This is a genomic window from uncultured Methanobrevibacter sp. (genome assembly GCF_902769175.1).
Lineage (GTDB): Archaea > Methanobacteriota > Methanobacteria > Methanobacteriales > Methanobacteriaceae > Methanobrevibacter.
This window is the reverse complement of sequence record NZ_CACXNW010000001.1, coordinates 16,846-33,213: the sequence shown is the minus strand read 5'-3', so window position 1 is coordinate 33,213 and position 16,368 is coordinate 16,846. Positions and strand designations below refer to the sequence as shown.

At 31.1% G+C, this 16,368-nt stretch carries 13 protein-coding genes and 1 pseudogene; 13 read left to right on the top strand and 1 reads right to left on the bottom strand.

What is annotated here, in order from left to right; genetic code table 11:
* The first annotated feature begins 171 nt into the window (after positions 1–171).
* The 5 genes from QZV12_RS00150 to QZV12_RS00130 all read left to right on the top strand — a co-directional run bounded on the left by QZV12_RS00150 (position 172) and on the right by QZV12_RS00130 (position 5,121).
* Positions 172–1,473, top strand: coding sequence for a TrpB-like pyridoxal phosphate-dependent enzyme (locus tag QZV12_RS00150; RefSeq protein ID WP_295615438.1), 1,302 nt, complete (start codon positions 172–174; stop codon positions 1,471–1,473).
* An 860-nt stretch (positions 1,474–2,333) separates the two neighbouring features.
* Positions 2,334–3,110: a ParA family protein gene (locus QZV12_RS00145; RefSeq protein ID WP_295615436.1), complete on the top strand. Its 777-nt coding sequence runs from the start codon at positions 2,334–2,336 to the stop codon at positions 3,108–3,110.
* Positions 3,111–3,139: 29 nt separating this feature from the next.
* Positions 3,140–4,114, top strand: coding sequence for a hypothetical protein (locus QZV12_RS00140; RefSeq protein WP_295615434.1), 975 nt, complete (start codon positions 3,140–3,142; stop codon positions 4,112–4,114).
* A 248-nt stretch (positions 4,115–4,362) separates the two neighbouring features.
* Positions 4,363–4,584: a hypothetical protein gene (locus tag QZV12_RS00135; RefSeq protein ID WP_295615432.1), complete on the top strand. Its 222-nt coding sequence runs from the start codon at positions 4,363–4,365 to the stop codon at positions 4,582–4,584.
* Positions 4,585–4,593: 9 nt separating this feature from the next.
* Positions 4,594–5,121, top strand: a complete 528-nt coding sequence (locus QZV12_RS00130; RefSeq protein ID WP_295615655.1) for a sugar phosphate isomerase/epimerase — start codon at positions 4,594–4,596, stop codon at positions 5,119–5,121.
* Between the two features lie 212 nt (positions 5,122–5,333).
* Here the strand turns inward: QZV12_RS00130 and QZV12_RS00125 are convergent, their stop codons facing one another.
* Positions 5,334–6,131: an HAD family hydrolase gene (locus tag QZV12_RS00125; RefSeq protein ID WP_295615430.1), complete on the bottom strand. Its 798-nt coding sequence runs from the start codon at positions 6,129–6,131 to the stop codon at positions 5,334–5,336.
* Between the two features lie 258 nt (positions 6,132–6,389).
* Between QZV12_RS00125 and QZV12_RS00120 the strand changes: the two are divergent.
* The 8 genes and pseudogenes from QZV12_RS00120 to QZV12_RS00085 all read left to right on the top strand — a co-directional run bounded on the left by QZV12_RS00120 (position 6,390) and on the right by QZV12_RS00085 (position 16,174).
* A pseudogene (locus QZV12_RS00120) lies at positions 6,390–7,337 on the top strand (NADH:flavin oxidoreductase).
* A gap of 138 nt (positions 7,338–7,475) precedes the next feature.
* Positions 7,476–8,975 (top strand): ATP-grasp domain-containing protein, encoded by a 1,500-nt coding sequence (locus tag QZV12_RS00115; protein ID WP_295615428.1) that lies wholly within the window; start codon positions 7,476–7,478, stop codon positions 8,973–8,975.
* A gap of 4 nt (positions 8,976–8,979) precedes the next feature.
* Complete coding sequence (locus QZV12_RS00110) at positions 8,980–9,171, top strand: hypothetical protein (RefSeq protein WP_295615426.1); 192 nt, start codon at positions 8,980–8,982, stop codon at positions 9,169–9,171.
* A gap of 314 nt (positions 9,172–9,485) precedes the next feature.
* On the top strand, positions 9,486–11,174 hold the full coding sequence (locus QZV12_RS00105; RefSeq protein ID WP_295615424.1) for an ATP-grasp domain-containing protein: 1,689 nt from the start codon (positions 9,486–9,488) through the stop codon (positions 11,172–11,174).
* Between the two features lie 146 nt (positions 11,175–11,320).
* Positions 11,321–13,060 (top strand): MATE family efflux transporter, encoded by a 1,740-nt coding sequence (locus QZV12_RS00100; RefSeq protein ID WP_295615422.1) that lies wholly within the window; start codon positions 11,321–11,323, stop codon positions 13,058–13,060.
* A 288-nt stretch (positions 13,061–13,348) separates the two neighbouring features.
* Positions 13,349–14,734, top strand: a complete 1,386-nt coding sequence (gene gatA, locus QZV12_RS00095) for an Asp-tRNA(Asn)/Glu-tRNA(Gln) amidotransferase subunit GatA (protein ID WP_295615420.1) — start codon at positions 13,349–13,351, stop codon at positions 14,732–14,734.
* A 137-nt stretch (positions 14,735–14,871) separates the two neighbouring features.
* Positions 14,872–15,543, top strand: a complete 672-nt coding sequence (locus QZV12_RS00090) for a hypothetical protein (protein ID WP_295615418.1) — start codon at positions 14,872–14,874, stop codon at positions 15,541–15,543.
* Complete coding sequence (locus QZV12_RS00085; RefSeq protein ID WP_295615651.1) at positions 15,530–16,174, top strand: HEPN domain-containing protein; 645 nt, start codon at positions 15,530–15,532, stop codon at positions 16,172–16,174. Before QZV12_RS00090 ends, QZV12_RS00085 begins: the two co-directional genes overlap by 14 nt.
* Positions 16,175–16,368 lie beyond the last annotated feature (194 nt).

Sequence of the window (16,368 nt, the reverse complement as noted above, 5' to 3'; positions counted from 1 at the left end):
ATGAAAAAATGATAATTAAAATATAATGTACAAAAATGTACTACAAAGTTTTATATAGACATTATACATACTATTAGTACAGATTAAATATAATCTACTTATACTTATAATAATTTAAAAAATTATAAAAATATAAAAATTAAAAAATTAGAAAAAATCGAACGTGATAAAATGCAATACAGAATTGATTTAACCAATGATGAAGTACCAACCAAATGGTATAATATTAACGCTGATTTACCTGTAGAACTTCCTGCTCCTAAAAACAGTGAAGGAAAAGACCAAATAGGCACATTACCTGAAATATTTGTAAACGAGTGTCTTAACCAAGAGTTTGCTACTGAAAGATACATTAAAATACCTAATGAAGTAAGGGAACTCTACCAAAGGTTAGGAAGACCAACTCCTTTATGCAGAGCAAGAGGCTTGGAAGAGAAATTAAACACTCCTGCAAAAATCTATTATAAACGGGAAGACACTTCTCCTACAGGATCTCACAAGTTAAACAGTGCAATAGCTCAAGCATATTATGCTAAAAAAGAAGGTATCGAAAGAATTACAACTGAAACCGGTGCAGGACAATGGGGTACTGCATTATCTCTTGCAGCTTCCATGATGGGAATTGACTGTACTGTATACATGGTAAGAGTTTCTTATGACCAAAAGCCATTCAGAAAAACCATCATGGAATTGTATGATGGAAAAGTATATGCTTCTCCAAGTGAACACACTGAAGTTGGTAGAAAAGTTCTTGCAGAAACTCCAGATACACCAGGTTCCCTTGGAATTGCTATTTCTGAAGCAGTTGAAGATGCAATGAGTGATGACAAAGTAAAATACACATTAGGAAGTGTATTAAACCACGTTATCTTACACCAAACTGTTATCGGACAAGAAATCAAAGTCCAACTAGAAAAGGTAGAAGAAGAACCTGACACCATGATTGCATGTGTTGGTGGTGGAAGTAACTTCGGTGGATCATTATTCCCATTCATTAAGGACAAGCTCCAAGGAAACTCAGACACTGAATTCATTGCTGTAGAACCATCTGCGTGTCCTACTTTAACTGCAGGAGAATACAGATACGACTTCGGTGATGAAGTTGGATTCACCCCACTTTTAAAAATGTTTACATTAGGACATAAGTTTGTAGCACCTTCCGTACACGCTGGAGGATTAAGATACCACGGTATGAACACTCAAGTTTCCTTGCTTAAGAATGAAGGTTACATTAAGCCAGTAAGCGTTCATCAAAGAGATGTATTTGCAGCAGGTAAAATGTTTGCAATGTGTGAAGGAATCATTCCTGCTCCTGAAACAAACCATGCAATTAAAGCTGCTATTGATGAAGCTAAAAAATGTAAGGAAACAGGTGAAGAGAAAACTATTGTTGTTAACTTCTCTGGCCATGGATTAATGGACTTTAAAGGATACGCAAGCTACATGGATGGAAGTATGGAAAACTCCAAATAATTCCATTCATATTTTTTTTTTTAATTCCTATTTTATTTTTATCCATTTTTTCACCAATGCAAAACTTTTGTTATCACTTTATGTGATAACTCCTCTCTTTTTTTATATTTTTTATAAATTGATCTTTGTTTTTCAACTTTTTTTTATATTTTTTATAAATTAATCTTTGTTTTTCAAGTGTTTCATGTAGATTTATTATAAGATTTTAATTAATTTCATCACTTTATTATGATGAGATTTGAACATCTTTATGACTATTTTATGACTATTTTATGACTATTTTATGACTATTTTATGACTATTTTATGACTATAATTTAGCTAATTTTTAAAAGAGATCTTATAGAAATTTAATAAAAATAGTAGTTATAACTTATAAGTTATACTGAAAAATTGCAAAAATTTTTAGTTATAAGTGATAAGTTATACTGAAAAACTACAATAAGTTATAGTTATAAGTAATAAGTTATAACTAATAACTTATAAAATATAACAAATAAGTTAAAAGTAAGAACTTATAAATTAAAAGATATAAGTTAAAAGATATAAGGTAAAAGTTATAAAGTAGCTGTTATAAATTAAAAGTTATAAAGTAAAACTTATAAAGTAGAAGTTTTAAATTATAAAGTATAAATTATAAAGTAAAAGTGAGAAGATATAACTTAAAACTTATATAGTATAACTTATAAATTATAAAGTATAAGATATAACTAATAACTTATTCATTAAAAGTTAAAAGACATAAGTTAAAATTTATAATTTAAAACTTAAAATATGAATTTTAACTTATAAGTTTTAATGATCTTATGAATAACACTAAATCACTTTATTTTAGAAAAAATACTAAGGAGAATTAATATAATGGGAGAAACAATCGCGGTAATGAATCAAAAAGGCGGATGTGGTAAAACAACTACAGTAGTAAACTTAGCAACATCACTTGCTGCATTAGGAAAGGCAGTTCTTGTAGTTGATATGGATCCCCAAGCGAATGCAACAACAAGCTTTGGAATAAATAAAATAGAAATAAAGAAAACAGTTTACACAGCATTGGTAAATGAATGCAGTGTTCAAAAGGCAACTGTTCCAACAAAAATTGAAAACCTTTTCATATTGCCAAGCAATATAGACTTAAGTGGAATAGAAGTGGAATTAAGCAAAGAGGAAAACTACCACATAGCACTTAAGAACCTGCTTGAGCCTATAAAGGATATATTTGATTACATTATTATAGACTTGCCTCCATCATTAGGGGTAATTACAATCAATTCATTAATAGCTGCAGACAGCGTATTGGTGCCAATACAAGCTGAATATTTTGCACTTGAAGGATTAGCAGACTTAATGAACACAATTAAACTCGTTGAAACAAGATTAAGAAGTCCTACTCCTATAAAAGGAATTCTTTTAACATTATATGATGCAAGAACCATATTAGGAAGAGAAGTTTATGCAGAATTGAAAAAATACTTTAAAGATAAGGAATACGTCTTTAAAACAGTTATTCCAAGAAACATCAAACTTGCAGAAGCTCCAAGTTACGGTAAACCATGCATTGTATATGATCCAGAAAGCAAAGGTGCAATAGCTTACTTTAAATTGGCACAAGAAATGATAAAAATGGATGAAGAAAATTAGATTTATAATAAATCATTGAGTATTAGGGTTTGGTATTAATGGCAAAAAAAGAAAAGAAATCTGGTTTAGGGAAAGGAATAAATTCCTTATTTCCTAAAGTAGAGGAAAAAGAAGTTGAAGAAGGATTAAACTTAGAAGACATATTGAAGTCTAAATCAAAATTAGAAGAACGATTAAAGACAGATATAGAAGATGAAGAAGAAAATAAAGAAGACAGCAAAAAGAACAAAAAAGATAATAAAAAGGATAACAAGAAGGATAATAAAAAAGAGAATAAAAAAGAGAATAAGAAAAATAAAAAAGTAAAGAAAAATGAGAAAAAAGAAGAAATCATTAAAGAAGAAGAACCTGCCGATGAGGATAAGGAAGTAATCTTCGATGATAATGAAGAGGAAGAAGAAGAGGAGGAAATAATAGAAGAAACTCCTGGTGAAGAAGAATTAACTTCCGAAGAAGAACCTGTAGATGCAGAAAAGGAATTGAATTTTACTGAAGAGGATTTCAATGATGATGAAGGCATCTTAGTTGAAGAGGCTGATGTTGAAAAGTATGAAGAGGAAATTGTTGAAGAGGAAGTTGATGCTGAAGAAATCGAAGAAGAAAAAACTTCATCAAAATATACAAATGTCTTCCATAATGATGACTTAAAGATTAAGGAAAATAATAAAATAATTGAGTCAAAAGAAAATGTAAAAAATATTGATTCAACAATTAATTTAAATGAAAATAATAAAGAAAGTGCCAAAATAGTAGAAGCTTTCGATGATATAAATAATGGACCTAGTTTTTTAACAGAAAAAGAAGAAAAACTGGTAGATGAAGTTATTGAAACTGTGGAAAAAAACCCAAGAATAACTTTATGGTCTGCAAGATCAGCAGCAGTCTTAAGGTACTTGAGAAAAACAGAACCGGAATTCAGCATAAGTAATGAAGCATCTAAACTAATAGATGATGCAATAGCTGAAAAGTATCCGGAAATCTGGATATTATTCAATCATTTATAGAAATATAGATTTGCCATTAATGTAGTAGATTTAATGACTATAAATCTATGAATTAAAAAATCATAATCCACTTAACATCAATAAATCAAAAGATTGATAGATTAGGAGTCTATGTCAATGAACATAGATTCCTTATCTATCGGTTTTAAAAAATAAATCTTAAAGAGAATTATTTAAAAAAAAATAAAAAATTTTTAAAATAGCCTAATACTCATAATTAAAATTATAAAAACACGGAAGGGATAGGAATGAAATTAGGGTTTTCACTACTTTCACTATTTATGAAAAATGCTGATGAAATGCTTACAATAGCTGTAGAAAATGGCTTTGATAGTGTTGAATTGTTGGCTGAAGGTCCATTTAGGCCAGATGAAATGCTTGGCAATAAGGAAGTATCTGAAGTATTTCACTCTTATGACTTGGATGTTTACATGCATGCAGTGAATGTTGACATAAATCTTGCAAGCTAAAACCCAGGAATAAGAAAAGAGTCTGTAAAGCAAACCAAGGATTGTCTTGATCTTGCAGATGAAATAGGCGCTATAGGAATAACAGCACATCCTGGAAAAATAGGCAGACCTGAAAAGTACTTAAGGGATATGGCACTTGAATTCCTTACTGAATCAACTCATGAGCTAGTAGCTTATGCAGAAGACAAGGAAGCTAAAATTTCCATAGAAAATATGCCTGAAAGATTTTCATACCTTGGAAATCGAGCATATGAACTTGAAAACCTTACAAATGAAACAGGCTGCAACATTACAATAGACTTAGGACATGTAAATACATGCAAAGACCAGGAAAGTTACTTTAAGATCCCTAATATCCTATATAACCACATTAATGACAATGATGGAATAAAGGATAAGCATCAGGCAGTTGGTGATGGAACCCTTGACTTGAATCTATTAAAACATGTTAAGCATGGAATAATTGAATTGAATAACTTTGATAATGTAATGAAAAGCAAAAAGGTTATTGACGATTTCCTAAAGGAAAATCAATAATTTTGATGAAAATTTTTACAAAAGAAGAGTACCGTTTCAAGTGTAAAATCATATTTAATTATTCACCTCTCTAACAAGATAAACCAATCAGGTTTTTGGGCTTATCATTTTAAATGAATAAGTCCAAAAACTTGTAAAAAATAATTTTAAAACTTTTTTAAACTAAAAACCTATATCAAGAACTTCACTAATAAATCTAAAACTTTTTTAAGCTAAAAGTCTATTTCAAGAACTTCACTAATTTCTTCAATGACGAAATCAGCATAATCACTTAATTTTTCAGGAAATTCACCATCATGCTGTTCTATTGTTAGCACAGCGGAATCTGCTTGCTGGAAAGCCAAAACATCATTTGGACCGTCACCAACCATCATGACCTTATAGCCTTCATCCTGAAGATTCCCTACTATTTCCGCCTTTCTTTGAGTGTTTGCTGTAGGAAATGCATGGTCTTTTGGAATTCCGGTAATGTCAGCAAGCATTTTGATGGCCCCAGATCTGTCTCCTGATGCAATGAATACATCTATATCATTGTCCTGAAGCTTGGCTATGGTATCCTTTACGCCACTGAATAATTGGCCTGCAGATGTGATTGTATATGCAATTTTCTCTTCTTCAATATCAACAATTACAGCAGATCCATTGCATAATTCCATATTTGGAACCCTTTCCTTCAATAATGGGAAAGTGTCTGAAATGTCCTTTAAAACAGCATTATCCTTTTCAAAAATAGCAACTATATCCTCTTTGGAAACATCTGTAGATGAATAGCTGATTTCAAATTCAATGTCATTCTCCAATACAAAATCGCTGATTTGCATATTTTCATCCATGTCCTTTAAGCGGCTTGTATTGAATTGAAGAACCACTAAAGCAGCATTTATGCAGCTGTCAATAAGGTCTAAAGAGTTTATATTGGTTATGAATTCACATGTAGATACATCCTTTATAACTCTGAATCTCTCAAGCAATGTTCCCGAGTTATCAAATACTATAGCTTTTTTAGTCATTCCAATCGCCCAAATAAAATTAATTCTACAATAAGCTTTTATTAAATATAATTTAAAATTAGTAATATATAAATTTTAAAAAACACATGAAAACTTCATTACTAATAGAATAATGAAAAATAAACAATAACAAATGAAAACTTCATTAATAATTGAATAATGAAAAATAAACATTAACAAATGAAAATTTCATTAATAATTGAATAATGAATAATAAACAATAAGATAAGTGTGAAAAATCAATGAACAAGTGAAATCATGATATTGAATACTCCATTAAAAATAAAAAACATTACACTTTCAAACCGTATAGTCTTGCCACCTATGGCAAGAGAACTAAGTGAATACGGTAAAGTGACAGAAGAATTGATTGATTATTACTCTAAAAGAGCTGATGGAACAGGTCTTATAATAGTGGAACATGCATATGTTTCTCCTGAAGGAATAGCAAGCAAAAGACAGCTTTCAATAGCAGATGATAGTGTTATAGAAGGCTATAAGAAACTGACAGAGGCCATACATTCAATGGGCAGCTTTGCAATAGCTCAAATCAGCCATGCAGGATTTGAGTCCATAAGCGAAAACAAGGTCAATTTGAATAGGATGGCTCTTGAAGATATAAATCGCCTCAAGAATGCATTTATTCAAGCTGCAGTTAGAACTAAAGAGGCAGGATTTGATGGTGTTGAAATCCATTCAGCACATGGATATTTCCTAAATCAGTTCTATTCACCATACACAAATAAAAGAACAGACGAATATGGTGGAAATCTGGAAAACAGAATAAGATTGCATAATGAGATAATACAGGAAGTGAGAAGGCTTACTGGTGAAGACTATATAATAGCAATCCGATTAGGTGCATATGACTATTTGGAAGGCGGGTAAAAGCTTGAAGACATTCCAATAGCTGTAAACTCATTTATTGAAAATGGAGTTGACTTGATAGACATCAGCGGTGGACTATGTAGATACAGAAGCCCTGTAAGCAAAGAGCCAGGATACTTTAAGGAATTGAGCAAAATAGCTAAGGAATCATGTGACGTTCCTGTGATTCTTACTGGAGGAGTTAAAAAGGCAAAAGATGCTGAAAAATTGCTTCAAGAAGGATTCTGTGACTTGATTGGAATTGGCAGAGCTTTTTTAATGGATGACGAATGGTCTAAAAAGGCATTGAAAAAACTAAAACAATACCAAAATGATTAAATGACTAATAAGATATATATGTGAAAAAAACAAGAAATAAAGGCAACAATGGAAAACCTATGAAAAATTAAAAAAAAATTGCTGAACTTATACAAAATATTATAAAAATCGGGATGAATTAAATAAAAGGTGTGAAAATTGAGAAATATCATAATTGTAGAATGTGTTTCTACTGGAATTAACTTTATTCAAGACATTAAAAACAGAAATTATAATCCTATAGTATTGCAGACAAAAAACGAAGAGGGAGAAGCAAATCAACTTTATGAAAAGTTGGTAGAAGAATCCTATAAAAAAATAAAAACTGATTTTGAACTTATTCATGAAAAGGATTCCTACGAAGAAACTCTCGATATGGTAAAAAAATACGATCCCCTATTGGTTATTGCAGGATCTGAGAAGGGAGTTATTTTAGCAACAAAATTGGCAAATGACTTAAACCTCCTATGCAATCCAATAGAAAATCTTGATGCAATGACCCTTAAAGATAAGATGCAGGAAAGAATAGCTGAAAAAGGTCTTAGGCACATTCGCGGTAAAGTAATACGTTCCATTGAAGAGGCTATTGACTATTACGACGAATGCGGATTTAAGGAAGTTGTTGTAAAGCCTGTATACAGTGCAGGATCAGTTGGAGTTAGGATTTGCTTAAATAAGGAAGAAATGATAAATTCCCTTGAAGAACTGTTCAATGAAGTCAATGTATATGGAGACGAAGTAAATGAATTTGTAATTCAAGAGAGAATTAATGGAGAGGAATATATTGTGAATACAGTTTCCTGCAATGGAATTCATCGCATAACTCTCATATGGAAATATAATAAGCGAAAAACCAATGAAGGTGGACAAATCTATGATTCTCAAGTAACTATTAATGAATTAGGCCTTGGCGAAGCGGATTTGGTTGAATATGCCTATGACGTAGCAAGTGCTATAGGCATCAAATACGGACCGGTTCATGGAGAATACATGATTGACGAAAACGGGCCTGTCCTGATTGAAGTAAACTGTCGTCCATGTGGATTGAATATGTCAGCTCCATTTTTAGATAAAATATCCGGACAACATGAAACAGACAGTGCACTTGATTCCTATTTGAATCCTGAAAAGTTCAATTACGAAAAAAATAAGGGCTACACATTATATGGGCATGGAGCGATAAAGTCAATTGTTGTTCCAAAAGACATTACTGCAGAATCAGCTCCAGTGACTGAATTCAGCCATAAGTTAAAAAGCCATTGTGAAACCAGCATGGAAATTATCGAGCAGGCTAAGTTCTTTACCAAAACACAGGATTTGGAAACAACAGGAGGAACAATTTACTTAGCTCATAATGATCCATATGTTGTTCAAAAGGACCTTGATTTCCTATGTGATGTGGAAAAGTATGCATTTCAACTGTTCTTGAGCAATCGAAAAGAAAAGAAAACATCATTTGATGAAAAAGAAGACTATGAAGACCTTAAATCCATTTTAAATAAGATTCAGGCATACGGATTAACCTTATTTGTAACAGAAGAAGTCTTTGATGACATCGACTTGATGCAGGTCTTGCCTAAAGATATCGAAGATATAAACGGTGAATTTGATTGTGTGATTGTCAATTTGAATAAAAGCATAATCAATAAAAAAAGATGATGAAGTGGCAAATTTAATGCTGAACATTATTGATAAGGTAAAGGTTGGAGGATTTATATTCATTCCTCATTCAAGCTATCAATATTTACCTAATGAAAGAATCGGTGCTGAAGCATTGGTAAAGGCCTTAGGATTGAAACTTGAATTGCCATTGCAAGACTTTAAAAAGGTTACAATAGCTTCAAAAAGATTATAAAATAAATCTGTTGCCAGTTGAAAATAAGAATCATTAGAGATTGTAGAACTTTTAGTCTAAACTAAGTAGCAGCACAAAAAATAATACTGTTGCTACTTAAATAATTTAATGAATAATAAGAGCAAGTAATAAAAACTTTATTATAGAAATAAAACAAAGGAATAAACAAAGAAAAATAAAACACTGCCACTAAACAAATACCATAAAACAAACAAAGGAAAACAAAGAAAAATAAACCATAGCCACTAACTTTAAAAAACATCAAACTTGGAAAATAAAATTTCGACAAAAAATATAATATTGGACAGATATATATGAGAAACATAGTTATTGTCGAAATTGCATCGACTGGAGCGAATTTTATTCAAGACATCATTAACAGAAACTATAATCCAATAGGTTTAAAACTAAAATCAATGGATGTAGATGAGTGGGGATATAATGAATTAGTGGATAAATCCCTTGAATCCATTGAAGCTGATTTTGAGTTGATTCATGAAAAGGACTCTTATGAAGAAACTCTCGAAATGGTAAAAAAATACGATCCCCTATTGGTTATTGCAGGATCTGAAAAGGGAGTTATTTTAGCTACCAAATTAGCTAATGACTTAAACCTCCTATGCAATCCAATAGAAAATCTTGATGCAATGACCCTTAAAGACAAAATGCAGGAGAAAATAGCTGAAAAAGGCCTTAGACACATCCGTGGTCAAACAATACATTCAATCGAAGAGGCTATTGAATTTTATGACAAATCAGGATTTGAGAAAGTTGTTATAAAGCCTATTTATAGTGCTGGTTCTGTAGGTCTTAAGATATGCTCAAACAAGGAAGAAATGATAAATTCCCTTGAAGAACTATTCAATGATGTCAATTTATATGGGGACAAAATCGATGAATTTATAGTTCAGGAGTATATTGATGGTGAAGAATACTGTGTAAATACTGCTTCATGCAATGGTGACCATCGTGTAACCCTTATTTGGAAATATCATAAGTTTAAAACAACTGATGGATCCAATATTTATGACTATCGTGAAACAGTTAACGAATTAAATATCGGTGAAGCATCTCTAGTGGAATATGCATATAATGTAGCTGATGCATTAGGCATTAAGTATGGCGCTGTGCATGGAGAATATATGGTGGATGAGAATGGACCTGTGTTGATTGAAGTTAATTGCCGTCCATGTGGGGGAAATATGGACGCAGAATATTTGGATAGCTTTTCAGGTCAGCATGAAACAGACAACATTCTTGATTCATACTTAAACCCTAAAAACTTTTACTACGAACGTGACAAAGGATATAAGCTATATGGTTATGGCATAATGAAGTTTTTCTCCGTTCCTAAGGATATTATTGCTGAATCCTCTCCTATGGCATATATCAGCAATAAGCTGCAAAGCCATTATAAGACCACACCAGGCATTTTTGATGAAGCAAGAACTTTTGTCAAAACACAAAATCTAGAAACAACTGAAGGAACCGTTTACCTATCACATCCTGATGGCCATCAAATCAGAAAAGACCTTGACTTTTTACGAAGCGTTGAAAAGCATGCATTTCAATTGGTGTTAAGCAGTCCTTCCAGCAAAGAGGACAAGACCAATGAAGAAAAATCTGATGATGATATCAAATCCATTTTAAGAAGAATCCGTCCATATGGTTCATGTCTTTTTATAACAGACCAAATATTTGAAGAGATGGATTTAATGCAGGTTAAACTAGATAAAGTGGATGATGTTAAAGGCAAGTTTGATTGTGTTGTCCTTAATTTAAATAAAAGCATATCCAATAAAAATGCAGACTGTTTAGCATACTATTTATTAAAGACTATTAACAAAGTAAAGAATAGTGGATTGATATTAATTCCTGAAAGCACTTACCAATATGCTCCAAATGGAAGAATTGGTATTGAAGCTCTTATAAAGGTTTTGGATTTAAAAATAGAATTGCCTTTGCATAATTTAAATAAAGTAATAATAGCTTCAAAAAGATAGGGGAAAATAAAAGAGTTTTTACTAAACTAGGAAAAATAAAGAATTTTATCTAAAAGATAAAGAAATGAAAAAAATTTATACTAATTTATAGATAAATATTTGCAAATAAATTTTAATAAAAAAAGAATTTTTTACAAGATGATTAAATGAAATACGAGAGAAACTTTAATTTAATAAACAGAAAATTCAGGGAATTGCTAATTCCAACCATGGCAATTTCAATAGCTGGAAACTTTGCAATACTGGCAGATGCCCTTTTAGTTAGTTTCATATTGGGATCTGAATACTTAGCGGTCATTCAAACCATAGAACCATTGACACTATTCCTTTGTGTTGTTTACTGGATGATAGGTCTTGGAGGAAGCATATTGTGTTCAATAGCAAAAGCTGATTTTGATGATGAAAAGGCAAATACGATTTTCACCGTTGCTCTTTTGTCAAACATAATTATTGGAGTTCTCTTTATGATTTCATGCTTTATCTTCGGTGATGCATATACAGAAATATTATGCCAGTCCGCTGCATTGCAATCTCTTGTAAAACAATATTTGCTCCTATATGCCATTGGAATGCCATTTTTGTGTTATGTAGCTTGCATGGCATATTTCATTAAATCATATGGCTTTCTCAAATTGCAGTTTTGGACATTTCTCATTGCAAATGTCATTAATGTATCATGTGATGTTATTTTCATGAAATATCTGAATTTAGGTGTTGGAGGTGCAGGATTAGCCAGTAGTGTAGGATTTGGAATAGGAACAATTGTAATTACATCTTATTTCTTCTCTTCAAGGAAATCAATAAAAATAATTAAAGTGAAGGCTCCAACATTTCTAAGGTATTTAGGAACAATATGTAAATCTGGGTATTCTTCATCTGCCCGTTTTTTATATGATGGAATTAGAGGAGTGTTAATCAATTACCTATTGACGGCTTTAGTCGGTGTAATTGGGTTGGAAGCATTCAATATGTGCAATAATGTTCTGTTCATAGTTATGATCTTTATTTTAGGAACCATCCAGTCAATTGTTCCAATTGTATCAGTCTACTATAAGGAAGAGGACTATCGTGGGGTTGCATATGTTTGTGACAGGTCAATGAAACTTGCTATTGGATTTGGATTGTTCTTTATGATGTTATTTATAGCATTCCCACACATTGCACTGTATCTTTTCAATGTGCATGATCCAGATAGGATTCCATTTGTAATAAATGCTGTTCAAATGTTTTCATTATGCTTCGTTGGCTATGCAGTAACCAATCTATATGTATATTATGCCCAAAGTACACAAAAGATCAAATTGTCAAATGCCATTGCACTTCTTGAAGGATTGGTTTTCCCATTAATCCTCATTTATGTGTTTTCTTACTTTTTGGGAGTGAATGGAATTTGGATAGGATTTGCAGTGACTGAAATTTTAACTATCCTAACCATTTTCATCTATACAAGACATGTGTCTAAAAAAACCAATGGAGAGACTTCAGGATTTTTCCTATTGAAGCAATCTGATTATAAAAACCTATTTGAATATACATTCAATGGAAGTGCTGAGGAGGTTGAAAGCTTATCAAATGATATGAAGAAAACAATCCCTCATTCAAAACTATCCGAAATAGTCATTTCAGCCATTGAAGAAATGCTTCTAAACATCATAAGGATAAATGGTGAAGTTGACTTGGTTGACATCATTGTAAGGAAAAAGAAGGATTCAATAAAGATAGGCATTAAATATTCTGGAATAGTCTTCAACCCGCTTGAGGATGAGAATTCTGACACTTATGAATTGAATAAATATGTTGACAATATTGAATACTCTCAAATATTGGAGATAAACAATATTGAGATTAGCATAAATAATGATGCAATCAACATAGAAAATGCTTAAAACCAACATATGTATTAATATAAACAGAAACAAATAACTTTGAAAATGCCTAAATCTATCCAATCAATGAAAAAATTATAATGAAATCTTAAGTATTACTAAGAAATTACAATGAAAAAATACTTAAGATACCAAATATTATTTAAATATGGAAATATATAATTAATATATTATATAAAAAATAATCAAAATTTACTATTTTTTATAAATTTTACTTTAACAGTTAAGACAATAGCTAACTGTTACTCATAATTACAAATATTCGTGAAAGAGAAAAAAGGTGTTTTAATGAATATCCTTGAAAAATTAAATGCAATTAAAAATCAGGAAATTACTGCTAAGGAAAATGTAGAATCTTACTTAAAGGTAATTGAAGAAAAAAATGAAGATATTAATGCTTTTCTTGAATTAAATGCCGAACAAGCTATTGCTAAAGCAGAAGAAATCGATGCTAAAATCAAAGCAGGAGAAGAAGTTGGAGCTCTTGCAGGTTTAGTGTTTGGTATTAAAGCTAATATTAATGTAGAAGACTTAATCATTTCCGCTGCATCAAAAACCTTGGAAGACTATATAGGAAGCTATGATGCAACTGTCGTTAAAATGATAAAGGTAGAAGATGGAATCATCATCGGTATCAACAACATGGATGAGTTTGCAGCAGGAAGTTCAACTGAAACCTCATACTATGGAGCTGTCAACAACCCTGCAGCACCTGGAAGAATCCCTGGTGGTTCAAGTGGAGGAAGTGCAGCAGCAGTTGCAGCTGAAATGTGTGACATTGCAATCGGTTCCGACACTGGTGGATCAATCAGAAACCCATCTTCCCACTGTGGAGTTCTTGGTATGAAACCTACCTATGGTGCAGTTTCAAGACAAGGATTGCTTGACTTGTCAATGAGTTTAGACCAAATCGGTCCAATGGCTCGTGACATTACTGGAATCACCCTTGCACTTGACACTATCATTGGATACGATCCAACTGAGTGCACAACCTTAAAATGGGATGCTCCTAACTTTACTGAAATAGCTGAAGCAACCAAAGATGAGGAAAAGCCATTAGCTGGAATGAAAATAGCTACCTGTAAACAGTTCAAGGAAGTTACCAATGATGAAATCAATGCAATCATTGATGAGTCTGTAGCTAAACTTGAAGAATTAGGTGCAGAACTTGTTGAATTAAGCTTCAATTACATAGACATTTGTTTGCCTACCTACTACCTTATCAATTATGTGGAATTCTTCTCTGCAACAAGAAAATACGATGGAAGAAAATACGGTTCCAGAATTGAAGAGGTATGTGGTGAAGAGGTACTTAGAAGAATCCAAATGGGTTCATACATTTCACAAAAGGAATTCAGTGGAAAATACTACCAAAAAGCACTTCAAGCAAGAACAATCATTAGAAATGAAATCAATGATATGTTAGAAGGTGTAGACTTGATTGTAGGTCCTACCGTTCCTAAATTGCCACACAAATTAGGTGAAAAACTAGAGCCTATGGAAATGTATGCATACGATGTTCTTACTGTAATCGCTAACTTGGCAGGTATTCCAGCAGCAAGCGTAAAAGCTGGTGAAGTGGAAGGAATTCCTGTAGGATTGCAATTGCAGGCAAAACCTCAAGACGATGCAAAAATTGTTAAGGCAATGGCTGCATTTGAATATGCAAAATAAGTTAAACTATTCAATAATAGCTATAATTTATTAGCTATTATACTTTTTTTACTTTTTTTAATAATTCTAAATTTCAACTATTTTTACCCTTAAAGTGATTAACATGAATTATATAAAACTTCATAGATGTGAATAAAATGAAAAATTTTTTAGATAAAAAGGGTGAATTTTGGTTTGAAACTAACGAAGAATATAAATTTTGTGGGAAAATTATTGAGAAAACAGATAACTTTTATTTAAAAACAGATATAGATAAAAATATTATTATACCAAAAAAACATGTTACAATCGTTGGAAAAATTAGGAATAGGCATATAACATTGTATAAATGCTCTTTAATCGCCAACCCTCTTGAAAAAGATTTTTTAGTCAGGTATATATTTGAAAATTATAACAATGAAACAAAGCTAAAATTCAACAACATTAATGTGATGTTCCATAACTTAGAAGAATGGATTGAAAAAGACTCATTTGATACTACTTTTGAAAACAATACACTTATTATAACCCCAATTAATAAGGAAATATCCTATAAAATTGAAAAAGGCATTATAATTTTTATTTTATATCCTTCCACCACTATCAAATCTAATTCATTCACAATTAAAAATAAATATCATATTCAACTAAAATATAACTCTTCCCAGAACTTCGATGAGATTTTAAAAAATATACGATCTCTGAAGAACTTTTTAACATTAGCTATGTATAATCAAACTAACATCAAAAACATCATCTGCTACACAAATGACTCCAACAAACAAAATAAAATTAATATTTATTCTAAATTATTAAATTACACCCCCTAATGAATTCAGTAAATATAAAAGTTTACTTTGCTTTTCAGACATTGAATCAAAAAGTGATATTTTTGAAAGATGGTTCAATATTCATGAAAAATATAAACCTTTATTTGATATTTATTTTACAAACTTTTCAGATAATATTACAATAGAATATCAATTTTTATCATATACTCAGGCTTTAGAAGCATATGTGAGAAAAAATGAAAATTTTGAAGATGAATTTATGGATGACAAAGAATATGAAATTGTAAAAAATGAATTAAATGAATATGTTAACAATTCAATTATGAGCGAAGGTCAAAAGGATAGTTGGAGAAATAAAATTAAATTTGGAAATGAAGTTTCTCTCAGAAAACGTTTAAAAGATTTGATTAAGAATTTAGAAAATTTCGATATTACTCAAAAAATAACAAATGGAAATAAGAAAGAGTTTATTGATGATGTTGTTGGCCTTCGAAATTATTACACCCATTATAGTCATGAGAAAGAACATGATGTATACAATGTAATTAGCCTTACATTTAATTTAAAATTACTTCTAGAATTATGCATATTAAATGAATTAAATTTTGATAAAGAATTTATTGATTACACTTTATATAGAGTGTATGAAAGGAAACCAATAATATTATAACTCTTAATTCTTCCTATGTACTGTCTGTTTCGCTTATTTTAATCAAATTGTACTGATATTCCCTTATGGTCAGATAAAGTTTTTTTCGTGTTCCATTCACTGACTAGTACAGGATTTTCACCTATAAATTTCTTGGATATTGCGATGTGATCTATGCCGTGCCAACTTCCAGCCGTTACCAGTTGAACATCACA